This window comes from Mycolicibacterium hodleri, from assembly GCF_025822245.1.
GTDB classification, from domain to species: domain Bacteria; phylum Actinomycetota; class Actinomycetes; order Mycobacteriales; family Mycobacteriaceae; genus Mycobacterium; species Mycobacterium hodleri.
In genome coordinates, this window is sequence record NZ_JACKTL010000041.1 from 1 (window position 1) to 21473 (window position 21473).

At 68.9% G+C, this 21473-nt stretch carries 21 protein-coding genes; 8 read left to right on the forward strand and 13 right to left on the reverse strand.

The window, feature by feature from the left end:
- Positions 1-185 precede the first annotated feature (185 nt).
- Genes H7J06_RS17495 through H7J06_RS17510 form a run of 4 tightly spaced genes read right to left on the reverse strand, consistent with a single transcriptional unit; the run spans position 186 to position 1766 of the window.
- Positions 186-614 (reverse strand): molybdenum cofactor biosynthesis protein MoaE, encoded by a 429-nt coding sequence (locus H7J06_RS17495; protein ID WP_264040280.1) that lies wholly within the window; start codon positions 612-614, stop codon positions 186-188.
- Positions 611-1093 (reverse strand): MogA/MoaB family molybdenum cofactor biosynthesis protein, encoded by a 483-nt coding sequence (locus H7J06_RS17500; protein WP_264040281.1) that lies wholly within the window; start codon positions 1091-1093, stop codon positions 611-613. Before H7J06_RS17500 ends, H7J06_RS17495 begins: the two co-directional genes overlap by 4 nt.
- Complete coding sequence (gene moaC / locus H7J06_RS17505; protein ID WP_264040282.1) at positions 1090-1572, reverse strand: cyclic pyranopterin monophosphate synthase MoaC; 483 nt, start codon at positions 1570-1572, stop codon at positions 1090-1092. The genes H7J06_RS17500 and moaC overlap by 4 nt, the downstream gene beginning before the upstream one ends.
- Positions 1573-1574: 2 nt before the next feature.
- Positions 1575-1766, reverse strand: a complete 192-nt coding sequence (locus H7J06_RS17510; protein ID WP_264040283.1) for a hypothetical protein — start codon at positions 1764-1766, stop codon at positions 1575-1577.
- 62 nt (positions 1767-1828) lie between these two features.
- Between H7J06_RS17510 and H7J06_RS17515 the strand changes: the two genes are divergently transcribed.
- The 3 genes from H7J06_RS17515 to H7J06_RS17525 are packed head-to-tail and all read left to right on the forward strand — an operon-like array spanning position 1829 to position 6109.
- On the forward strand, positions 1829-4084 hold the full coding sequence (locus H7J06_RS17515; RefSeq protein WP_264040284.1) for a helicase-associated domain-containing protein: 2256 nt from the start codon (positions 1829-1831) through the stop codon (positions 4082-4084).
- A 34-nt stretch (positions 4085-4118) separates the two neighbouring features.
- On the forward strand, positions 4119-5768 hold the full coding sequence (locus tag H7J06_RS17520; RefSeq protein ID WP_264040285.1) for a DNA repair helicase XPB: 1650 nt from the start codon (positions 4119-4121) through the stop codon (positions 5766-5768).
- Positions 5765-6109 (forward strand): VOC family protein, encoded by a 345-nt coding sequence (locus H7J06_RS17525; protein ID WP_264040287.1) that lies wholly within the window; start codon positions 5765-5767, stop codon positions 6107-6109. Before H7J06_RS17520 ends, H7J06_RS17525 begins: the two co-directional genes overlap by 4 nt.
- On the opposite strand, the gene H7J06_RS17530 is transcribed toward H7J06_RS17525, so the two are convergent.
- The gene (locus H7J06_RS17530) at positions 6106-7095 is read right to left on the reverse strand and encodes an LLM class F420-dependent oxidoreductase (protein WP_264040288.1); all 990 of its coding nucleotides are present in this window, start codon (positions 7093-7095) and stop codon (positions 6106-6108) included. The genes H7J06_RS17525 and H7J06_RS17530 overlap by 4 nt on opposite strands.
- A gap of 83 nt (positions 7096-7178) precedes the next feature.
- Between H7J06_RS17530 and H7J06_RS17535 the strand changes: the two genes are divergently transcribed.
- Together H7J06_RS17535 and H7J06_RS17540 are read left to right on the forward strand one after the other, a co-directional pair.
- A complete protein-coding gene (locus tag H7J06_RS17535) occupies positions 7179-7907 on the forward strand; it encodes a GAF and ANTAR domain-containing protein (RefSeq protein WP_264040289.1) in 729 nt (242 codons plus the stop codon).
- A 50-nt stretch (positions 7908-7957) separates the two neighbouring features.
- Positions 7958-8383, forward strand: coding sequence for a pyridoxamine 5'-phosphate oxidase family protein (locus tag H7J06_RS17540; RefSeq protein ID WP_264040290.1), 426 nt, complete (start codon positions 7958-7960; stop codon positions 8381-8383).
- 60 nt (positions 8384-8443) lie between these two features.
- Here the strand turns inward: H7J06_RS17540 and H7J06_RS17545 are convergent, their stop codons facing one another.
- The 3 genes from H7J06_RS17545 to H7J06_RS17555 form a co-directional block, all read right to left on the reverse strand.
- Entirely contained in the window at positions 8444-10591 is a 2148-nt protein-coding gene (locus tag H7J06_RS17545; protein ID WP_264040291.1) for a 3-hydroxyacyl-CoA dehydrogenase NAD-binding domain-containing protein, read from the reverse strand.
- A 3-nt stretch (positions 10592-10594) separates the two neighbouring features.
- On the reverse strand, positions 10595-11806 hold the full coding sequence (locus H7J06_RS17550) for an acetyl-CoA C-acetyltransferase (protein WP_264040292.1): 1212 nt from the start codon (positions 11804-11806) through the stop codon (positions 10595-10597).
- Positions 11807-11956: 150 nt separating this feature from the next.
- Positions 11957-13063, reverse strand: coding sequence for an alkene reductase (locus tag H7J06_RS17555; RefSeq protein ID WP_264040294.1), 1107 nt, complete (start codon positions 13061-13063; stop codon positions 11957-11959).
- Between the two features lie 63 nt (positions 13064-13126).
- On the opposite strand from H7J06_RS17555, the gene H7J06_RS17560 reads away from it, so the two are divergent.
- Positions 13127-14326: a pyridoxal phosphate-dependent aminotransferase gene (locus H7J06_RS17560; RefSeq protein WP_264040295.1), complete on the forward strand. Its 1200-nt coding sequence runs from the start codon at positions 13127-13129 to the stop codon at positions 14324-14326.
- Here H7J06_RS17560 and H7J06_RS17565 read toward each other — a convergent pair whose 3' ends face one another.
- From H7J06_RS17565 to H7J06_RS17585, 5 genes are read right to left on the reverse strand one after another with little or no spacing between them, the layout of a single operon-like run.
- A complete protein-coding gene (locus H7J06_RS17565; RefSeq protein ID WP_264040296.1) occupies positions 14327-16333 on the reverse strand; it encodes a YhgE/Pip domain-containing protein in 2007 nt (668 codons plus the stop codon). It lies immediately after the preceding gene.
- 2 nt (positions 16334-16335) lie between these two features.
- On the reverse strand, positions 16336-17034 hold the full coding sequence (locus H7J06_RS17570; protein ID WP_264040297.1) for an ATP-binding cassette domain-containing protein: 699 nt from the start codon (positions 17032-17034) through the stop codon (positions 16336-16338).
- Positions 17035-17057: 23 nt separating this feature from the next.
- Positions 17058-17972 carry an LLM class F420-dependent oxidoreductase gene (locus H7J06_RS17575; RefSeq protein ID WP_264040298.1) on the reverse strand — a complete coding sequence of 305 codons (915 nt, stop codon included), beginning with the start codon at positions 17970-17972 and terminating at the stop codon, positions 17058-17060.
- Between the two features lie 48 nt (positions 17973-18020).
- A complete protein-coding gene (locus H7J06_RS17580; protein ID WP_264040299.1) occupies positions 18021-19100 on the reverse strand; it encodes a CaiB/BaiF CoA transferase family protein in 1080 nt (359 codons plus the stop codon).
- Entirely contained in the window at positions 19097-19537 is a 441-nt protein-coding gene (locus tag H7J06_RS17585) for an SRPBCC family protein (protein WP_264040300.1), read from the reverse strand. Before H7J06_RS17585 ends, H7J06_RS17580 begins: the two co-directional genes overlap by 4 nt.
- Positions 19538-19598: 61 nt before the next feature.
- Here H7J06_RS17585 and zwf point away from each other — a divergent pair, with 61 nt between their 5' ends.
- Positions 19599-21104 carry a glucose-6-phosphate dehydrogenase gene (gene zwf, locus H7J06_RS17590; protein WP_264040302.1) on the forward strand — a complete coding sequence of 502 codons (1506 nt, stop codon included), beginning with the start codon at positions 19599-19601 and terminating at the stop codon, positions 21102-21104.
- Between the two features lie 9 nt (positions 21105-21113).
- Complete coding sequence (locus H7J06_RS17595) at positions 21114-21467, forward strand: UBP-type zinc finger domain-containing protein (RefSeq protein ID WP_264040303.1); 354 nt, start codon at positions 21114-21116, stop codon at positions 21465-21467.
- Positions 21468-21473 lie beyond the last annotated feature (6 nt).

Below are 21473 nucleotides of genomic sequence, written 5' to 3' on the forward strand. Positions count from 1 at the left end.
GGGGCTGTCTCGGCGCGGAAAAAACCCGCCGATCCCCGCCCGGGCCCGGGGACCGAACGTCCCGCCCGCCCCCGCGCCGGCGCCCGCCGATCCGGCCGTGCCCGCCCCCGCGCCTGCGCCCGGCGACCCGGCGTTGCTCGTGTCGGCACCCGCACCCGCCAACTAGGAACGGGAGGGGCTCGGTCCTAAGCCGAGCCCACCCATTCGTCGGATCCGTCGACGAAGAGTTGGTGCTTCCACACCGGTAGACGCTCCTTGACCGTGTCCACCAGCAGCGCGCAGGTCTCGAACGCGGCCTTGCGGTGATCGGCGGCGACGGCCGCGACCAGAGCCGCATCACCGATGTCGAGCGTGCCCACGCGATGGCTGACGGCGATCGCCCGCACCCCCTGGCAGTTCTCGGCGATCTCGGCGGCCACCTCGGCCAAGACCCGCTGCGCCGTCGGGTGGGCGGAGTATTCGAGTCGGGTAACCGACCGGCCGCCGTCGTGGTCGCGCACCGCGCCCACGAAGCCGACCACCGCCCCGGCCGCGCGATGCACCACCAGCGCCTCGTGCTCGGCGAGGTCGATCGTCTGCTCGCTCAGGTCGGCCCGCAGCACGATCGCGCTCATGGGGTGTGGTCTCCTCCGCCGAGTTGGTCCAGTGCGTGCTCGAGCACGTCGGCGAGTACGCCGAGGCCGTCCTTCACGCCGCCGGGCGATCCCGGCAGGTTCACGATGAGCGTGCCGTCGCGCACGCCGCAGACTCCGCGAGACAGCACCGAGGTGGGTACGTGCGGCAGGCCCGATCGTCGAATCGCGTCGGCCAGCCCGGGAATCTGGAAGTCCACGACGGCGGCCGTCGCGTCGGCGGTGCCGTCGGTCGGCGAGATGCCGGTCCCGCCGGAGGTCAGGATCAGGTCGACCTTCTCGTCGAGCGCGGTCGTCAGCCCGAGGCTCACCGCCACTCCGTCGGCCACCACGTCGGGCGGCGGGACGTCGTACCCGCGGGCGCTCAGCCACTCCACGATCACCGGCCCGGTGCGGTCGTCGTAGACCCCGTTGGCCGCGCGCGTCGACGCGATGATCACGCGTGCCGACCGTGTCCTCACGTTCGCTCCCAGGTACCCGTCTTGCCGCCGTCCTTGCGCACCACCGCGATGGCGTCGATGGTCGCCGCGGGGTCGACGGCCTTGAGCATGTCGTACAGCGTGAGTGCCGCGACGCTGACGGCGGTCAACGCCTCCATCTCCACGCCGGTGCGGTCGGTGGTTCGGACCGTCGCGGTGATCGCGACTTCCGTTGGGCCGACCTCGAATTCGACGTCGACGCCCGTCAGCGCCAACTGGTGGCACAGGGGGATCAGATCGCTGGTGCGCTTGGCGGCGAGGATCCCGGCGATCCGGGCGGTCGCCAGGGCGTCGCCCTTGGGCAGCCCGCCGGTGGCGATGAGGTCGACGACGTCGGCGCGCGTCCGCAGGACTCCGGTGGCGACGGCCGTGCGCTTGGTGGCGTCCTTGGCGGTCACGTCGACCATGTGCGCCGCGCCCGAGTCGTCCAGGTGCGACAGTCGACCGTGGCGGGCCGTCACGTCTACTTGTTGATGACGGTGACCGGGTGCGTGTACGGCAGATCCTCGACCGGCAACGGGAACGTGAGTTCGCCGAAGGGCGACAGTGCGCCGGTGCGGTCGGCGGCGAGCTCGCTGACCGGGTGATCGCCGTCTTCGCTCACAGGCCAGCCGTTGTCGACGTAGTGGTTCTTCTGCGGTTTCTTGTCAGCCACGCCTCACATTGTGGCAGGCGTGGAGTGCGGTGGCGAGACCGGCGGGCCTACGCTGGTAAGCAATGTCCGAATCAGCTCCCGTCGTGCCGTTGGGCGCGTGGCTGGCCGAGCTGACCGACGATCAGCTCGTCCGCCTGTTCGAGCTGCGTCCCGATCTCGCCCAACCCCCACCGGGGTCCATTTCCGCACTCGCCGCCAGAGCACAGGCCCGGCAGTCGGTGAAGGCTGCGACCGACGGCCTCGACTTCTTGGCGCTGGCGACGCTCGACGCGCTGCTCGTCCTGCACGCCGATGCCGGCGGGGTGCCCTTGGCCGCGCTGTCGGAGTTGCTCGGCGGCCGGGTCGACAGCGACGATCTGGCCACCGCGCTGGACGCGCTGCGAGCCCGCGCCCTGGCGTGGGGCGACGACGCGCTGCGGGTCGCCCAGGAGTCCGCGGCGGGTCTGCCGTGGCATCCGGGCCAGGTCACCCTCGAGGCCGACGGCCCCGATGCCGCACACGTCGCCGAATTGGTCGCTCGCGTGGACGGGCCGCAGCGCGAACTGTTGGAGCGACTGGTCGACGGGTCGCCGATCGGCCGCACGCGGGACGCGGCGACGGGCACCCCCGCCGACCGACCGGTCCAGCGTCTGCTGGCGGCCGGTCTGCTGCGACGGGTCGACGAGGACACCGTGATCCTGCCGCGCCTCGTCGGGCAGGTGATGCGCGGCGAGGCGCCGGGGCCCCTCGGGCTGGCCCCACCCGACCCGACGACGACGGCGACGTCGGTGGCCGACGTCGACGCGGCCGCGGCCGGCTCCGCGATGGATCTGCTCCGCGAGGTCGACGTGGTGCTCGACGCGCTGTCCAGTGCGCCGATCCCCGAGCTGCGAAGCGGCGGCCTCGGGGTTCGCGAACTGAAGCGCCTCAGCAAGGGCACCGGCATCGACGACGACCGTCTCGGCCTCATTCTCGAGGTGGCCTCGGCGGCGGGGCTGATCGCGGCGGGCATCCCCGAGCCGGATCCGCTCGACGGCGCCGGGCCGTACTGGGCGCCGACGCTGGCCGCCGATCGGTTCGTCGAATCCCCCAATGCGGTGCGGTGGCACCAGATCGCGTCTGCCTGGCTGGACCTCCCGGCCCGGCCAGGCCTCGTCGGCGAGCGCGGACCCGACGGCAAACCCTATGCGGTGCTGTCAGATTCGCTGTATTCGACCGCCGCGCCGCTGGACCGCCGACTGCTGCTGGCCACGCTCGCGGACCTGCCTCCCGGTACGGGAGTCGACGCCGCGGGGGCCTCGGCCGCGATGACGTGGCGGCGACCACGCTGGGCGGCCCGCCTTCAGGTCTCGCCGGTCGCCGACCTCCTTGCCGAAGCCCACGCCGTGGGTGCGATCGGACGGGGCGCGATCGCCACCCCCAGTCGCGGCATGCTCTCCTCCGAGCCGGAGGACGTCGTCGTCGCCGCGATGAACAAGGTACTGCCCGCGCCCATCGACCACTTCTTGCTACAGGCCGACCTGACCGTGGTGGTCCCCGGACCGCTGGATCGTGGCTTGGCCGAACAACTCTCGATGGTGGCCACCGTCGAGTCGGCCGGCGCGGCGATGGTGTACCGGATCAGCGAGCAGTCCGTTCGACGGGCCCTCGACACCGGACTCAGCGCCAGCGAGTTGCACGGGTTGTTCGCCAGGCACTCGAAAACCCCTGTGCCACAAGGGTTGACGTACCTGATCGACGACGTGGCGCGCCGCCACGGCCAGTTGAGGGTCGGCATGGCGGCGTCGTTCGTCCGGTGCGAGGATCCCGCGCTGCTGACGCAGGCCATCTCGGCGCCTGCGCTCGAGAAGCTGGACGTCCGGGCCCTGGCGCCGACCGTCGCCGTGTCGATGTCGCCCATCAACGAACTGCTCGCCGCGCTGCGCAGCGCCGGCTTCGCACCGGCCGCCGAGGACTCGTCAGGGACGATCGTCGACGTCAAGTCGCGTGGAGCGCGGGTGCCGACGCCCGGTCGCCGCCGCGGCTACCGCCCGCCGCAGGGCCCGACGGCTCAGACCCTGGGCGCCATCGTCGCGGTGCTGCGCAAGGTGACGGGCTCCCCCACCGACGGAACCCGCCTCGACCCGGCCGAGGCCATGGCGCAGCTGCACGGCGCGGCACACCGGCAGGAGTCGGTCGTCATCGGCTACGTCGACCCGGCGGGGGTGGCGACGCAGCGCGTCGTCGCCCCGATCAACGTCCGGGGCGGCCAGCTCACGGCCTACGATCCGGCTGCCGGGCGGGTTCGCGACTTCGCCATTCATCGCGTGACGTCGGTGGTGTCGGCGGAGCGGGGATAATGGGTCCGATGATGTCAGCTAAGCGGGATCGCGGATGACCGACGGCCCATTGATCGTCCAGTCCGACAAGACGGTGCTGCTGGAGGTCGACCACGAACTCGCGGGCGCGGCGCGCGCGGCGATTGCACCGTTCGCCGAGCTCGAACGGGCACCCGAGCACATCCACACCTACCGCATCACCCCGTTGGCGCTGTGGAATGCCCGCGCCGCCGGTCACGACGCCGAGCAGGTGGTCGACGCCCTGGTGTCCTTCTCGCGGTACTCGGTGCCGCAGCCGCTGCTGGTCGACATCGTCGACACGATGGCCCGCTACGGCCGTCTGCAGCTGGTGAAGAGCCCGGTGCACGGCCTGGTGCTGGTCAGCCTGGACCGCGCCGTGCTCGAGGAGGTGCTGCGCAACAAGAAGATTGCCCCCATGCTCGGCGCCCGCCTCGACGACGACACGATCGTCGTGCACGCCAGCGAGCGCGGTCACATCAAGCAGATGCTGCTCAAGATCGGCTGGCCCGCGGAGGATCTCGCGGGCTACGTCGACGGCGAGGCCCATCCCATCGAGCTGGCGCAGGACGGGTGGGTGTTGCGTGACTACCAGCAGATGGCCACCGACTCGTTCTGGGCGGGCGGCTCAGGCGTCGTCGTGCTGCCCTGCGGCGCGGGCAAGACGATCGTCGGCGCCGCGGCAATGGCCAAGGCCGGGGCGACGACGTTGATCCTGGTGACCAACACCGTCGCAGGCAGGCAGTGGAAGCGCGAGCTGATCGCCCGCACCTCGCTGACCGAGGAGGAGATCGGCGAGTACTCCGGCGAACGCAAGGAGGTGCGCCCCGTCACGATCGCGACCTACCAGGTGATCACGCGCCGAACCAAGGGCGAATACAAGCACCTCGAGCTGTTCGACAGCCGCGACTGGGGCCTGATCATCTACGACGAGGTGCACCTGCTGCCCGCCCCGGTGTTCCGGATGACGGCCGATCTGCAGTCGCGCCGCCGGCTCGGGCTGACCGCCACCCTGATCCGCGAGGACGGCCGCGAGGGTGACGTGTTCAGCCTGATCGGCCCCAAGCGGTACGACGCGCCGTGGAAGGACATCGAGGCCCAGGGCTGGATCGCGCCGGCCGAGTGCATCGAAGTCCGGGTCACGATGACCGAGAACGAGCGGATGATCTACGCCACGGCCGAGCCGGAGGAGCGCTACAAGCTCTGTTCGACGGCGCACACCAAGGTGGCGGTCGTGAAGTCGATCCTGGCGCGCCATCCCGGTGAGCCGACGCTGGTGATCGGTGCGTACCTCGACCAGTTGGAGGAGCTGGGCCGCGAACTCGACGCACCGGTGATCCAGGGGTCGACGAAGAACGCCGAACGCGAAGTCCTCTTCGAGGCCTTCCGCACCGGTGAGATCCAGACGCTGGTGGTGTCCAAGGTCGCCAACTTCTCCATCGATCTACCCGAAGCCAGTGTCGCGGTACAGGTTTCGGGCACGTTCGGGTCGCGACAAGAGGAGGCGCAGCGATTGGGCAGGCTCCTGCGGCCCAAGGCCGACGGCGGCGGCGCGGTGTTCTACTCCGTGGTGTCACGCGACAGCCTCGACGCCGAGTACGCCGCGCACCGCCAACGATTCCTCGCCGAACAGGGCTACGGGTACGTCATCAAGGACGCGGACGATCTGCTCGGTCCGGCGATATGACGGTGCGGCGGGTGGTGCCGAACCTGACCGTCGCCGACGTCGAGGCCGCCCGCACCGCGTACGTCGAGACCCTGGGCCTCGCCGAGGTGATGAACCACGGCTGGATCCTCACGCTGGCCGATGACGCCGGCCACCAGATCAGCCTCGTGACAAGGGATCTCACCGCACCCGTCAACCCCGACCTGTCCGTGGAGGTCGACGACGTCGACGGTGCCCACGCCGCGGCGGTGTCCGCCGGCCTGACCATCGTGCACCCGCTAACCGACGAGGAGTGGGGCGTGCGGCGGTTCTTCTTCGAAGATCCGTCGGGCAACGTCGTCAACGTGCTGAGCCACCGCTAGCTCAGCGCCGGGATGACCTCCCGCTCGAACAACTCGATGCCCGAACGGTCGTAGGCCGCCTCGGGGAAGTAGAGGATCGCGTACTCGCAACCCAGGTCCCGCAACCGACTCAGCCGCTCGACCACCTGCTCGGGCGTTCCGGAGGCCGCGTCGGGGGACGTGGCGTTGGCGAGCATGGCGTCGACGGCCTCGGGATTGGCCTTGGCGACCTGACGGGCCCGGATCCGCTCGACCCGCTCGGCCACGTCGGCCTCGGAGGTACCGACGACGGCGTTGAAGTTGGCCGACCGCACGATGGCGCCGTAGTCGGTCCCGACGTTCGCGCAGTGCTCCTCGAGCACCTTCGACTTGTGTGCGAATCCGTCGGGCTCGGAGGTGAAGTTGGTGTACTGCGCGTACTTGGCGGCGATCTTCAGCGTCACCTTCTCGCCGCCGCCGGCGATCCAGAGCGGAATACCAGCCTCCTGCAACGGCTTTGGCGCGACGATGGCGTCGTCCACCTGGTAGTGCTTGCCGTCGAGGGTCACCCGGCCGTCGCGCCACGCGTCGCGCATGATCTGGACGCCCTCGTCGAGCCGGCCCAACCGCACCCCCGCCGAGGGGAAACCGTATCCGTAAGCGCGCCACTCGTGTTCGTACCAGCCACCACCGATGCCCATCTGCACCCGGCCGCCCGAGATGACGTCCACCGTGGCGGCCACCTTGGCCAGGTAGACCGGGTTGCGGTAGCTCATCGCCGTGCACATCTGCCCGAGCTTGATGCGCGTGGTCGTCGCCGCGTACGCCGACATCAGGGACCACGCCTCGTGGGTCGCCTCACCGGTGGGCACCGGCACGGTGTGGAAGTGGTCGTAGACCCACAGGGAATCCCACGCTCCGCCGTCGGCGTAGGTGGCGAGGTCGCGCATCACCTCCCAGTGCCGTGCGGTGGGGATGTCCACCAGATCGAGTCGCCAACCCTGCGGGATGAAGAGTCCGAAGCGCATGCGTCCGACTCTAAGCGGTGTCACCGGTCGGCGGTGCGCCGTAGTGTCGACGCGGGACGTCCGGATGGAAGGAACGAAGTGCGATGGATCGTTACGAGCGGCTGGCGAATGCGTTCGTCGGCCTGGCGGACACCCTTGTCGCCGACTACGACGTCATCGAGCTAGCTCAGCAGCTCATCGACAACACCATGGAGCTGCTGCCGATCACCGCGGCGGGCATCCTGCTCGGTGACGCCAAGGGGGCGTTGCACGTGTTCGCCTCGAGCAGCGAGCAGAGCCGGCTGCTCGAGCTTCTTCAGGTCGAGGCCGACGTCGGTCCGTGCCTGGACGCCTACCGATCCGGCGAGGCCGTCCACGTGGAGGACCTTGCCGCCAGCGCGGCGCGGTGGCCCGCCTTCGCCCAGCGCGCCGCGGAGTACGGCTTCCAGGCGGTCCTGGCGTTGCCGTTGCGGTTGCGCACCGAACGGATCGGCGCCCTCAATCTCTTCCTCGGCAACACGGGTCCGGTACAACCCGCCGACGTGTCCGTCGGCCAGGCCCTCGCCGACGTTGCCACGATCGGCATCGTCCACCAACGGATTCTGAGCCACTCCGAACTGGTCAACCAGCAACTGCAGACGGCGCTCAACACCCGCTTGATCATCGAACAGGCCAAGGGCGTACTGGCCGAACGCGGCAACCTCGACATGGATCGCGCCTTCAATCTTCTCCGGCAACATGCCCGTCGCACCAATCGCCGTCTGGCCGACCTCGCCCACGAGGTCGTCAACGGGGGGCCGACGCGCGAGATCATCGGCACCCCGACGAACTGACCGGTCCAGCCGGGAGGTTTGCGTCCACTGTCCCGCGGCTAGCCTCACCCATGGCGCTTTCGCAGGACGAACGGGAACTCTTCCTTGCCGAGCCTCGCGTCGCGGCGTTGTCCGCCTACGCAGGCGACACACGCGGCCCGCTGGTAGTCCCCATCTGGTACCAGTACACCCCGGGCGGTGAGCCGTGGATCCTGACCGCCCCGGCCTCGCGCAAGGCCCGCCTCATCGAGGCCAACGGCTTCTTCTCACTCATGGTGGAACGATCTGAGCCCACCACCCGCTACGTCGCCGTCGACGGGGCCGTCAGCCGCATCGAGCCGGCCACCGAGGCGCAGCTCGAAGAGATGACGCGGCGTTATCTCAGTGGCGAGGCGGCCGACCGGTATCTCGAGTTCGCCCGCACGGAGCTGGGTGAGCACGTGGCGATCTGGATGGCGCCGGAGCACTGGCTCTCGGCCGACCTGGGTTCGTTCTGAGCGACGCAAAGGTCCCCGAAGCGCCATTGCTTCGGGGACCTTCGCTGGAACTGGGGCTGGCTAGCTGGTGAGCGACGCCGGCGGTTCGAACCGCTCGCCGTAGCGTTCCGCCAGCTCCTTGGCGCGGGCCACGAAGGCGGCCTTGCCGACGCCGTGGGGGCCCTCGTAGCCGACGATGAACTGCGCCGACCCACCGGTCCACGGCGGGAAGCCGATGCCCATGATGGACCCGATGTTGGCGTCCGCGGTGGTCATCAGGACGTTCTCGTCGATGCACTTCTGCGTCTCGAGCGCCTCGGCAAAGAGCATCCGGTCGATCATGTCCTGCAGCGGAAGCTCCGTGGTGCCGGAGTTGAAGGTGTCCTTCAGGCCCGACCACAGACCGACGCGCTTGCCGTCGGCGTAGGAGTAGAAGCCGGCGCCCTTGAGCCGCGACGGACGACCGATCTCGATCATCTTCTCCACGACCGCCTCGGCCGGGTGCGCCTCGTACGTGCCGCCGGCTTCCTCGACGCCCTTGCGCGAGGCAACGGCGATCTTGTGCATCAGTTCGAGGTTGAGCTCGTCGGACAGCTGCAACGGCGGCGCCGGGTAGCCGGCTTGGGAACCCGCCTGCTCGATGCTCGCCGGAACCACGCCCTCGCCCAGCATCGCCAGCGCCTCGTTGACGAAGGTGCCGATGACGCGGCTGGTGAAGAAGCCGCGGCTGTCGTTGACCACGATCGGGGTCTTCCCGATGGCCAGCGTGTAGTCGAACACCCGGGCCAGTGCCTCGTCAGAGGTCTTCTCGCCCTTGATGATCTCGACCAGCGGCATCTTGTCGACCGGGGAGAAGAAGTGGATGCCGATGAAGTCCTCTTGGCGCTTCACCCCAGCCGCGAGACCGGTGATGGGCAGGGTCGACGTGTTCGACCCCAGCAGCGCGTTGGGCTCGACGATGTCCTCGATCTCCTGGAACACCTTGTGCTTCAACTCAACCGACTCGAAGACGGCCTCGATGACGAAGTCGACGCCGGCGAAGTCTGCCGCGTCGGCGGTCGGGGTGATCCTGGCCAGCAGTGCGTCGCTGCGCTCCTGGGTGGTCTTGCCTCGCTCGAGCGCCTTGGCCTCGATCTTCTCCGAGTAGCCCTTGCCGCGTTGGGCCGCTTCGATTTCGACGTCCTTGAGCACGACCTCGAAGCCGGCCTTCGCCGAGACGTAGGCGATGCCCGCGCCCATCATGCCGGCGCCGAGCACGCCGATCTTGCGGATCTCCTGCTTGGCGATGCCGTCGGGGCGCGATCCGCCGCCGTTGATGGACTGCAGATCCAGGAAGAACGCCTGAATCATGTTCTTCGAGACCTGGCCGGTGACCAGGTGGGTGAAGTAGCGGCTCTCGATGCGGGTGGCGCTGTCGAAGTCGACCTGCGCACCTTCCACGGCCGCGTCCAGGATGGCCCGCGGGGCGGGCATCGGGGCACCCTTCAGCTGCTTCTTGAGCAGCGCCGGGAACGACGGCAGGATGGCTGCCAGCGCGGGGTGCGACGGCGTACCGCCGGGCATCTTGTAGCCCTTGGCGTCCCACGGCTGGGTGTGCGATTCGGGATTGGCCTTGATCCACGCCTTGGCGGCAGGCACCAATTCGTCGACGCTGGAGACCAATTCGTCGACCAGTCCGATTTCCTTGGCCTTGCCGGGCTTGAAGCGCGTGCCCTGGCTCAGGATCTCCATGAAGGCCTTCTGGATGCCGAACATGCGGACGGTGCGGGCGACGCCACCTCCGCCGGGCAGCAGGCCCAGGGTGACCTCGGGCAGGCCGATCGCCACACCCTTGACGTCGGCGGCGATGCGGTGGTGGGTGGCCAGTGCGATCTCAAGGCCACCGCCGAGGGCGGCGCCGTTGATGGCCGCGACCACCGGCTTGCCGAGGGTCTCCAGCGTGCGCAGGTCGGCCTTGATGAACTCGACCTCTTCGAACGCCTGGGCGGCGTCGTCCGGACCGATCTTCAACATGCCCTTGAGGTCACCACCAGCGAAGAAGGTCTTCTTCGCGCTGGCGATCACCACGCCGGTGATCGAATCCTTCTCCGCGACAAGCCGTTCCACGGCGTTGTGCATGGATTCCTTGTAGTGCTCGTTCATCACGTTGGCGGACCCGGTCGGGTCGTCCAGCGTCAGCGTGACGATGCCGTCGGCATCCTTGTCCCACTGAATGGTGTTCTCTGCCATTGCCTACACCCTCTCGATGATGGTCGCGACACCCATGCCGCCGCCGATGCACAGCGTGATCAACGCACGCCGGGCGCCGCGGCGCTCCAGCTCGTCGACCATGGTTCCGGTGATCATGGCGCCGGTGGCACCCAGCGGGTGGCCCATCGCGATGGCGCCACCGTTGACGTTGAGCTTCTCGTCGGGGATGTTGAGGTCCTTCTGGAACTTCAGCACCACCGAGGCGAACGCCTCGTTCAGCTCGAACAGGTCGATGTCCTCGGTCGACAGGCCGGCGCGGTCGAGCACCTTGCGGGTGGCAGGCGTGGGGCCGGTGAGCATGATGACCGGATCGGCGCCGCTGGTGGCGGTCGCGACGATGCGGGCGCGCGGGGTCAGACCCTGTGACTGTCCGGCCTTCTCGGAGCCGACGAGCACCAGGGCGGCGCCGTCGACGATCCCGGAGCTGTTGCCACCGGTGTGGACGTGGTTGATCTTCTCGACGTAGTGGTACTTCTGCAGCGCGACGTCGTCGAAGCCGCCCATGGCGCCGAGGCCCTCGAAGGCGGACTTCAGCTTGCCGAGGCTCTCCAGCGTGGTGCCGGGTCGCATGTGCTCGTCCTGGTCGAGGATGACCAGACCGTTCTGATCCTTGACCGGGATGACGGACTTGGCGAAGTAGCCGCCCGACCATGCGGCGGCGGCCTTCTCCTGCGAGCGCACCGCGTAGGCGTCGACGTCCTCGCGGGAGAATCCCTCGATGGTGGCGATCAGATCGGCGCCGATGCCCTGCGGCACGAAGCCGATGCGGTAGTTGGTCTCGGGGTCGCTGGCCCAGGCTCCGCCGTCGGAGCCCATGGGGACGCGGCTCATCGACTCGACACCGCCAGCGAGCACCAGGTCGTCCCAGCCGGAACGCACCTTCTGCGCGGCGGTGTTGACGGCCTCGAGGCCCGACGCGCAGAACCGGTTGAGCTGGAATCCGCCGGTGGTCTCGGGCAACTTGGCCACGAGCGCGGCGGTGCGGGCGATGTCGCCGCCCTGGTCGCCGACGGGCGAGACGACACCGAGGATCAGGTCGCTGATCAGGTTCTCGTCGAGGTCGGGGTGGCGGGTGCGCAGCTCGTCGATCAGTCCGACGACGAGGTTGACCGGCTTGACCTCGTTGAGAGCGCCGTTGCGTTGTTTGCCACGCGGCGTGCGGATCGCCTCGTAGATGAAGGCTTCTTCGGACATGTGGTGATTCTCCAGGTCCATGTTGAGGTGGGGGATCGCGTTCCGATGTAGAACAGACGCGTACCCGCGTGGAGGTTAGTCCTCGCGGCGCCAGCGTAGCAGCCTCGCCCAACCCGTTGGTTGGGTGGTTGCTGCGAGCCCCCTCCTCCGTCAGGCCGTTTCGAGTCGGGCGTCCTGCCCCAGCGTCGGATAGTCCACGTAGCCAACGGGTCCCGGCGAATAGAACGTCGTGACGTCGGGTTCGTTCAGCTCCGCACCAAGAACCAAGCGGTCGATCAGATCGGGGTTGGCGAGGAACGCGCGACCCACCGCGGCGGCGCTGATGACACCCCACTCCGCCAGCTCCTCGAGCTGGCAGAACCGGGTGTCGACCTCGCGGCCGGTGTTCAGCACCATCGGCCCGGCCCACAGCCCGCGCAGCGCTCCGAAGGCGGGTACGTCGGGATCGATCAGGACGTGCAGATAGGCGATGTCCAGCGGCGCGAGCCGAGTGACGAGCGCTTCGTAGGCGGCAACCTCGTCGACCTCGCGCATGTCGCCGGCACCGTTCCCCGGCGAGATGCGCAGCCCGACCCGGTCGGCACCGATCTCCGCGGCGACGGCCTCGACGATCTCGGCGGCCAGCCGGGCGCGGTTCTCGGGCGAACCGCCGTAACGGTCGGTGCGCCGGTTCGTGACGTCGGAGAGGAACTCGTGCAGGAGGTAGCCGTTGGCCCCGTGGATCTCGACGCCGTCCATCCCGGCGTCGACGGCCCGGCGGGCGGCCACCCTGAAGTCCTCGACGATGGGCGCGATCTCGTCGGTCCGCAGGGTGCGCGGTACCGGAAGGGGCTGCTTGCCCGTCGGCGTGTGGGTGGTCACGTCCGCGGCGATGGCAGACGGCGCGACGGGGTGAACGCCGCTGATGTCCGGGTGCCCCATCCGCCCGACGTGCCACAGCTGGACGAACATGTGGCCGCCGGCTTCGTGGACCTCGTCCGCGATCTCCGCCCACTTCGACTCGTGCCGCTCGGTGTAGAGGCCAGGCGTGTTCAGGTAGGCGCCGTTGGCGGCTGCCGACACCGCGGTGGCCTCGGAGATGATGAGCCCTGCCGCCGCCCGCTGGGAGTAGTACTGCGCGGCCAGGTCCGACGGGGTTCCGTCGGCCTGCGCGCGGGACCGGGTGAGCGGTGCCATGAAGAGCCGGTTGCGCATGTCGGTGTAGCCGATCCGAACGGGTTGCAGAAGGGCGGCATCGGCCGGGAGCGCGTAGGTCATGCCGCCGTCAGCGTCGCGCGGGCAAAATTCATTCCCCACCCGCGTGGACCTAGGCTCGTTTCCATGGCTATTCCCCATGTCGCCGGCCGCCCGGCTCCGGTCGCCAGACTCCAGCCCTACGCCGTGACGATCTTCGCCGAGATGTCCGCGCTCGCCGCGCGCATCGGCGCGGTCAACCTGGGCCAAGGGTTTCCCGACGAGGACGGCCCGGCGGCGATGCTGAAGACCGCCGAGAACGCCATCGCCGAGGGCGTCAACCAGTACCCACCCGGGCCGGGCATTCCCGCCCTGCGGCAGGCAATCGCGGCGCAGCGGCAACGGCACTACGGCATCACCTACGACCCCGACACCGAGGTGCTCGTCACCGTCGGGGCCACCGAGGCCATCGCGGCGTCGGTCATCGGGCTGGTGGAGCCGGGCTCCGAGGTGCTGCTGATCGAGCCCTTCTACGACTCGTACTCTCCCGTGATCGCCATGGCCGGCTGCCACCGGGTCGCCGTCCCGCTGGTCACCGACGGCCGCGGCTTCGCGATCGACGTGGACGCGCTGCGCGCCGCCGTCACGCCGCGCACCCGTGCGCTGATCGTGAACTCTCCGCACAACCCGACCGGCATGGTCGCCACCGACGCGGAACTCTCGGCGATCGCCCAGCTCGCAGTGGAGCACGACCTGCTGGTCATCACCGACGAGGTGTACGAGCAGTTGGTGTTCGACGGCCACCGGCATCTTCCGCTTGCCGGCTATCCCGGGATGGCCGAACGCACGATCACCATCTCGAGTGCGGCGAAGATGTTCAACGTCACCGGCTGGAAGATCGGCTGGGCCTGCGGGCCTGCGGACCTCATTGCCGGCGTCCGGGCGGCCAAGCAGTTCCTCACCTACGTCGGCGGCGCACCGTTCCAGCCCGCCGTGGCCCAGGCTCTGGACGACGAGGACGCCTGGAGCCTGTCTCTGCGAGAGTCCTTTCAGGCCAGACGGACTCGGCTCTCGGGTGCCCTGACCGACATCGGGTTCGACGTCCTGGACAGCTTCGGCACCTACTTCCTCTGCGCCGACCCGCGCCCTCTGGGCTACACCGACAGCGCCACGTTCTGCGCCGAGCTGCCGGAGCGGGCAGGCGTCGCGGCCATCCCGATGTCGGCGTTCTGCGACCCCCACTCCAGCCACGTCGGTCAGTGGAACCACCTGGTGCGCTTCGCGTTCTGCAAACGCGACGACACCATGGAGGAAGCCATCAGGCGGCTTCAGGTCCTCAAGGCCTGATCAGACCTCGATGGGCGGGTGCAGCCGCTCCATCGTGTATTGCCGGTTGCGCCTGGCCGCCAGCGCGCTCGCGGTCAGCGACGCGGCGAGCACTCCGAGGAGCACGGCGATCGCGACCCACAGCCGGGATTCGACGCCGCCCACCGTCAGCTCCCGTAAACCGTTGACCGCGTAGGTCATCGGATCGAACGGGTGGATGATCTGGAACGGCTTGGCGGTGGTCTCCACCGGGTAGATGCCGCCCGAGGACACCAGTTGGAACATCAGGAACGCCAGTGTGACGACCCTGCCGACGGCCACGCCGAACACCGCGTTGAACGCCTGGATCATCGCCAGGAAGGTCGCGGCGACGAGGAACAGGAAGGCGATGGTGGCGGGCGCGTACTTGGCGTGCAGGCCCACCCCGAAGTGCACGACGGCATACATGATCGCGACCTGGCAGGCCACCACGGCCAGCGCCGGCCAATAGGACGCCAGCACCACGCGCACGGAGCCGAGCCCGGCGACGATCGGCCGAGCCTGCAACGGCGTCAACAACATCCAGACGATCAACGTGCCGATGAACAGCGCCAGGGGCAGGAAGAAGGGTGCGAATCCGGTGCCGAAGGTCGGCGCCTCGTTGGCGACGTGCTGCTGCACGCCCACCGGGCTCGCCACCGTGCGGGCGACGGCGTCGCGTTGCTGGGGGCTCCACGTGGGAACCTGTGCCGCACCCTTGTCGAGTCCGTCCGCAAGTTGCCGGGAACCGTCGCTCAACTTCTGGGTGCCGGCCGCCAATTGGTTTGCACCGCGGGCCAATTGGCCTCCGCCGTCGGCCAGCTTCACCAAACCCGAGTCGAGCTTCGCCGCGCCGCTGTCGAGTTGGGCGGCTCCGTCGCGAAGCCGGATCACGTCCGACTTCAGCTGGCCGTTCAGGGTCTGGGTGAGCAACTGCCGGGCTTGGCTGTGAGGATCACCGAACTCGTTCTGCAGCCGTTGGGCTCCGTCGCGGAGCCGGATCAGGCCGTCGTCCGTCGTCGGGTCGAGGCCCTGGGAGTTCAGCAGTTTCTGCGCTCCGCCCAGCACCTCGCCGAGGCCGCGCGCCGACGGGTCCGGGTTGGCCTGCAACCCGCCGACCACCTGGTCGACGATCCCGGCAGCCAACTGGTGGTCCACGTTCAGCGCGGCGATGCGATCACTCGCCGTGGCGACGCCCCCGCTGATTTGGGCGGCCAGCGCCGCGACGTCGTCGGGGTTCAGCCCGAGGCGCTGCACCCTGTCCAAGGTGTCGATCAACGGCGTGGTGGCCTGGCCGATGCCCGCAGACAGCTGGTGGGCGCCCGCCGCGAGAGCGGCCGAGCCGTTGCGTGCCGTCACCAGACCGCCCGCGAGAGTGTCTGCCCCACTTGCCAGTTGGTGCGCCCCGTCATTGGCGCTGGTCAGTCCGGCCGACAGCTGGTCGGCGCCGGCGGCTGCCTTCTTGATGCCCTCACCGGCGTCGGTCAGACCGATCAGCACCTTGCCGACCACCTGTTCGCCGATGGCCGCGCTCACCTGGTTGAGGATCTCCCGCGACGCGTTCTGCCCGATGACCGAGGCCAGGTAGTTGTTGGCGTCGTTGAAGTCGAACCGCAGCTCGGCCTGGCGCGGGTTGGGAGTGGCCGCCGACGCGATTGCCTCGCTGAAGTCGGCGGGCAGGGTGATCGAGAAGTAGGACGTCCCGTCCTTGACCGCCTTGGCCGCACTCTCCGCCGACATCACGTGCAGGTCGAGCTGGCCGGACTTGAGCAGGGCCTCGCTCACCTGGTCGCCCGCCCTCAGCTCCTGTCCCTGGACCACGGCACCGCGATCGGAGTTCACCAAGGCCACCGGAACGTGGTCCACGGCGTTGAACGGGTTCCAAAACGCCCACAGGTACATCGCACCGTAGAGCAGCGGCAGCAGGATGATGGTGACCAACGCCACCCGCGGCATCACGCCCCGCGAATAGCGCCTGAGGTCGGTACCCAACGACAGTCCGGCAAGCATCCTCACACCCCGTCCTCGTGAACGTCCTTCTCGAGCGCCGGCAGCTGGAGGCCGACACCCAGCCCGGCGGGCACTGGATTCGCCGAGGCCGTGACGACGGTCTGGCGTTCGCCCAGCTCGACGAGACGACGCACCAACTCCACGCGGCTCGCGTCCTCGGCCACCTGGTCGAGGGCACCCACCACCAACAGCGGTGGCGCGGTCGTGTTGGCCAGTGCGACGCGCAGCAGCAGCGCGTCCAACTCGCTGAGTTCGTCGACGTAGGAAGGCAATTCAGGCAGCGGCAGCGTACCGAACACGGGCGCGCACACACGGGCCAGATCCGCGTCGTCGGCACGTCGCACCACCCGATACCACGGTGCGTCCCAGCGCAACTTCTCGGTGAGGAGGTCGCGCACGGTGACCGACTCGTAGACCGCGTCGAGTTCCTCGACCCCGGCCAGCACGCTGCCGCGGAAAATGGTGCGCACGTTGGTCTCCCCCATCACCTCCAGCGACCCGCCCATCGGCTTCATCCGGCCGGCAAGGGTCATCAGCAGGGCGGTTCGTCCCGCGCCAGGGGGCGCCAGCAGCACGGTGAGGCCACCCCGTGGGATCTCCAACGTCACCGGACCGTAGACCGGGCCCCATGGACCGGCCACCGAAATGGCCTTCGCCACGATCGCTGGCGGCTGTTCGTCGACGGTGTCCGGCTCAACCACCGTGTCATCCAAACACGCGAGGCTCAGATCGACGCAGCGAGCTCCCAAAGGCGTTCGGGATCAGCGGAGTCCGACCGCAGCGGGCTGAGCACCAGATCGGTGGCGCCCGCGTCGAGGTAGCGGTGCAGGTGTGTGCGCACCGCCGCCGGGGTCCCGACGGCCGCGACGTCTGCCGCACGGGAGACTCCCTCCCGCTCGATCACCCTGGCATACGACGGGATCGACTCGTAGAACGCGAGTTCGGTAGCCGCCAGTTCGTAGGCGGCGCCGGCGTCGTCGGACACCACCACCGGAACGGCGGCGATGATCTTCGGCGCGGGACGGCCCGCCGCAGTCGCCGCCTCGGAGATGGTGGGCACGATGAACTCAGACAGGGTTCGCGGGCCCGCCAGGTAGGGCAGCGTGCCGTCGGCCAACTCGCCGGTGACCCGAAGTGCCCTGGGGCCCATGGCCGCAACGTACAGCGGCACCGGCGCACCGCCGGGAGTTGCGACCGGCCACTCGGGTGCGGCGGTCAACTCCTCGCCGTGAAAGTCCACGGCGCCGGTGGTGAAGATCGACTGCAACACCTGCAGGTGCTCGCGGAGCCGGCCCGCAGGGTTGGACCACGCCGTGCCGAACGCCTGCTGCTCGACTGCCTTGGCACCGAGCCCGAGACCGAGGCTGAAGTTGCCGTGCGACGCCGCCTGCGCGGTCTGCGCCAGCATCGCGACGATCAGCGGGTGACGCGGGTTGACGGGGACGACGAAGGTGCCGACCCCGAGTCCGGGCACCGCAGCGCCAACGTGGCCGGCGAGCGAGATCGCGTCGTAGTCGAAGCGCTGCGGAAGCCAGATGCGGCGCACGCCGATCTCGAAGGCACGTCGCGCCTGCTCGACGACGTCGTCGACGGCGTTGGTGGCGGTCGGTCGGGGGTTGAGCACGACTCCTGTGGGCATGCCCGGCACAACCTGCAGCGAGACCGCGCGCATTCCCTTGCGCTCAGCTCACCACCCGAGGTCCTCGAGCGCAGTGGTGCCCTGCGGGAATCTGCCCACCGGGCCCGACGGGGTTCGGGAGAACCGCGGCGCCGGTGCGGCCTGCTCGACGCCGTGGGCCGTGACGATCGTCGACCGCGCCACCAGGTGCTCGTCGACCGCGGCTTCGGCCCAGGTCAGCACCGGCGTCGCACAGGCGTCGGAGCCGGCGAAGATCGCCGTCCACTCGTCGCGGGTCCGGGTGGCGAAACGCTCGGCGAAGATCGCGCGCATCCGCTCGTAGCCGGCGCGGTCGGATTGGCCCGGCACATCGTCGGCGGTGAGCCCGAGACCGACGAGGAGTTGGGCGAAGAACTGTGGCTCGATCGCACCGACCGCCACGTGCTTGCCGTCGGACGTCTCGTAGACCCGGTAGAACGGCGCGCCGCCGTCGAGCAGGAACGACTCTCGTTCGTCCTTCAGCGAGCCGGTCGCCTTCATCGTCCACATCATCTGGGCGAGCACGCTGACGCCGTCGACCATGGCGGCGTCGACCACCTGCCCCACGCCGGAGCGCTCCCGCTCGTAGAGGGCGGCGACGATGCCGACGAGCACGAACATCGATCCGCCTCCGAAGTCCGCGACCAGGTTGAGCGGCGCCACGGGCGGCCGGTCACGGTAGCCGATCGCACTCAGCGCACCGGTCCGAGACAGATAGTTGACGTCGTGTCCGGCGGTCGCGGCCAACGGTCCGTCCTGACCCCAGCCGGTGATGCGCGCGAAGATCAATCGCGGGTTGACCGCGGCACAGTCATCGGGACCGATCCCCAGGCGCTCACACGTCCCCGGCCGAAAGCAGTCCAGCAGCACGTCGGCCTTCGCGGCCAGGTCGAGCAGCCGGTCGGACTCGTTCTTCACGTCCAGGTCGACGATGCGCTTGCCGCGGTGCAGCAGGTCGGAACCCTCCGCCGGCATCGCCAACCCGCCGCGTGGCCGTCGCACCCGGACCACGTCGGCGCCCATGTCGGCCAACATCATCCCCGCGTGCGGTCCCGGCCCGATGCCGCCGAGCTCGATGACCCGTACCCCGGCCAGCGGCCCGGCGCTCACCCCTTCTTGACCTTCAGCACCTGCTTGCGCAGGCCGTCCGTCGCCGTCTCCATGCCGCCCTTCAGCGTGCGCTTGAGCAGGAAGCCCGGCATCGGGATCGACAGGTCGATCGCCATGTCGAACCTGACCTTCGTCTTGTCTCCGTCGGGCGTCAGCGTGTAGCCGGCGTCCTGCGCCTTGAGCTGGCTCGACGACACCAGGGTCCACGTGACACTGCTGTCGGTCCAGGTGTATTCGATGACCTGCTTGTCGGTCAGGCCCGCGGCCTTCACCGTCATCTCCACCTGCTTGGGCCGCCCGTCCGGGTGGCTCTCGAGGATGACGGCCTTCTGGTACTGCGGCGACCACGTGGGCGTCGACTCGACGTCGGCGATGACGTCCAGAATTTCGCCGGGGGTTGCTTCGATGACCACTTCGCGGGAATCACTGGTTGTCATGCCCGCGACCTTAACCAGCAGTGTCCTGCGCTGTTCACGTATGGGTGGAAACATCGTCGCCGTGGCCACCCCGACACCAGAGATCCCGCAGTCCATCGCCTACCCGGCGACCGGTGCACGCCCCTACCGCCGGGACGAGGACGCCCTGCTCCCCCACGTCATCGTCCTCTTCGGCGCGACCGGCGACCTCGCCAAGCGCAAGCTGTTGCCGGGCATGGCGTATCTGGTCCAGTCCTCCCTGGCGCCCAAGATCCGGGTGGTCGGGACGTCGTTGGAGGAGCTGACCGACGACCAGTTTCGTGCCCTGACGAAGGAAGCCGTCGACGCGTTCGGCACCCACAAGCTCACCACGGAGCAGTGGGACCACTTCGCCAGCCGCATCACCTACGTGCCCCAGGGCGCCGGACCGGAGGCCCTGGCCGCCGCCGTCGCCGCCGCAGAGGCGGAGCTCGGGCCGGAACCCCGTCGGCTGCACTACCTTTCGGTCCCACCCAAGGCTGCGCGTGCGGTCATCACGATGTTGAAGGACGCGAACCTGGTCGAGCGGTCCCGGGTGGTGATGGAGAAGCCGTTCGGCACCGACCTGGCCAGCGCCATCGAACTCAACGACTTCGTCCACGAAACGTTCCGCGAGCGGCAGATCTTCCGCATCGACCACTTCCTCGGCAAGGAAGCAGCCCAGAACATCCTGGCGTTCCGCTTCGCCAACGGGCTCTTCGAACCGATCTGGAACCGCAACTTCATCGACCACATCCAGATCGACATTCCCGAGACCCTCGGCCTGGACCAGCGCGCCAACTTCTACGAGAGCACCGGCGCCTACAAGGACATGGTGGTGACGCACCTGCTCCAGGTGATGGCGTTCGTGGTGATGGAGCCGCCGACGGCGCTGGAGCCACGCGCCATCAGCGAGGAGAAGAACAAGGTGTTCCGGTCGATGCTGCCGATTCGGACCACCGACGTGGTGCGCGGGCAGTACACCGGTTACCGCAACGAGAAGGGCGTGGCCCGCGACTCCGACACCGAGACGTTCATCGCACTGAAGGTCGGCATCGACAACTGGCGGTGGGCTGGGGTGCCGATCTACCTGCGCACCGGCAAGAAGATGGCCGAGGGCATGCGCATCATCTCGATCGCCTTCAAGGAGGCGCCACGCACCATGTTCCCCGCCGGCTCCGGGGTCGGTTCCCAGGGGCCCGACCACCTGACGTTCGACCTCGCCGACGCATCCAAGGTGTCGCTGTCGTTCTACGGCAAGCGGCCCGGCCCCGGGATGAAGCTCGACAAGATGTCGATGCAGTTCTCCACCCAGGAGACTGATTCGCTGGGCGACGTCCTCGAGGCCTACGAGCGGTTGATCCTCGACGCCATGCGCGGCGACCACACGCTGTTCACCACCGCCGAGGGCATCGAATCACTATGGGAGCGTTCGGAACAACTACTGCAGGACCCGCCGCCGGTGAAGTCGTACCAGCCGGGTACCTGGGGCCCGAACGCAATCCACCAGCTCATCGCGCCCAACGCGTGGCGGTTGCCGTTCGAGCGTGCGTGGCGCGAGAAGAAGTAGGGTGAGCCCATGACCGATGCGGTGAATCCCACGATCCCTCCCAGCGGTACGGGCTGCGTCGAATGCACGGCCGTCGACGGATGGTGGGTGCACCTGCGCCGGTGCACCGCGTGCGGACACATCGGCTGCTGTGATGATTCGCTGGCCCGGCACGCGTCGGCGCATTGGCGCGAGACGGGCCACCCGATCATCCGGTCGTTCGAGCCGGGCGAGGACTGGTTCTGGAACTTCGACACCAATGAGTACTACGACGGGCCGGAACTGGCTCCGCCGGAGAGTCATCCGGTCGACCAGACGGCACCCGGCCCCAGCGAGCGCGTCCCGGAGGACTGGATGATGCAGCTGCAGCGTCGTGGTGACTGACCGCCG

What these genes read in the sequence shown, in the direction of transcription:
- H7J06_RS17495 (WP_264040280.1), bottom strand. Translation starts at nt 614, where the DNA reads ATGAGCGCGATCGTGCTGCGGGCCGACCTGAGCGAGCAGACGATCGAC.
- H7J06_RS17515 (WP_264040284.1), top strand. Translation starts at nt 1,829, where the DNA reads ATGTCCGAATCAGCTCCCGTCGTGCCGTTGGGCGCGTGGCTGGCCGAG.
- H7J06_RS17520 (WP_264040285.1), top strand. Translation starts at nt 4,119, where the DNA reads ATGACCGACGGCCCATTGATCGTCCAGTCCGACAAGACGGTGCTGCTG.
- H7J06_RS17525 (WP_264040287.1), top strand. Translation starts at nt 5,765, where the DNA reads ATGACGGTGCGGCGGGTGGTGCCGAACCTGACCGTCGCCGACGTCGAG.
- H7J06_RS17530 (WP_264040288.1), bottom strand. Translation starts at nt 7,095, where the DNA reads ATGCGCTTCGGACTCTTCATCCCGCAGGGTTGGCGACTCGATCTGGTG.
- H7J06_RS17535 (WP_264040289.1), top strand. Translation starts at nt 7,179, where the DNA reads ATGGATCGTTACGAGCGGCTGGCGAATGCGTTCGTCGGCCTGGCGGAC.
- H7J06_RS17540 (WP_264040290.1), top strand. Translation starts at nt 7,958, where the DNA reads ATGGCGCTTTCGCAGGACGAACGGGAACTCTTCCTTGCCGAGCCTCGC.
- H7J06_RS17545 (WP_264040291.1), bottom strand. Translation starts at nt 10,591, where the DNA reads ATGGCAGAGAACACCATTCAGTGGGACAAGGATGCCGACGGCATCGTC.
- H7J06_RS17550 (WP_264040292.1), bottom strand. Translation starts at nt 11,806, where the DNA reads ATGTCCGAAGAAGCCTTCATCTACGAGGCGATCCGCACGCCGCGTGGC.
- H7J06_RS17555 (WP_264040294.1), bottom strand. Translation starts at nt 13,063, where the DNA reads ATGACCTACGCGCTCCCGGCCGATGCCGCCCTTCTGCAACCCGTTCGG.
- H7J06_RS17560 (WP_264040295.1), top strand. Translation starts at nt 13,127, where the DNA reads ATGGCTATTCCCCATGTCGCCGGCCGCCCGGCTCCGGTCGCCAGACTC.
- H7J06_RS17565 (WP_264040296.1), bottom strand. Translation starts at nt 16,333, where the DNA reads ATGCTTGCCGGACTGTCGTTGGGTACCGACCTCAGGCGCTATTCGCGG.
- H7J06_RS17575 (WP_264040298.1), bottom strand. Translation starts at nt 17,972, where the DNA reads ATGCCCACAGGAGTCGTGCTCAACCCCCGACCGACCGCCACCAACGCC.
- H7J06_RS17585 (WP_264040300.1), bottom strand. Translation starts at nt 19,537, where the DNA reads ATGACAACCAGTGATTCCCGCGAAGTGGTCATCGAAGCAACCCCCGGC.
- H7J06_RS17595 (WP_264040303.1), top strand. Translation starts at nt 21,114, where the DNA reads ATGACCGATGCGGTGAATCCCACGATCCCTCCCAGCGGTACGGGCTGC.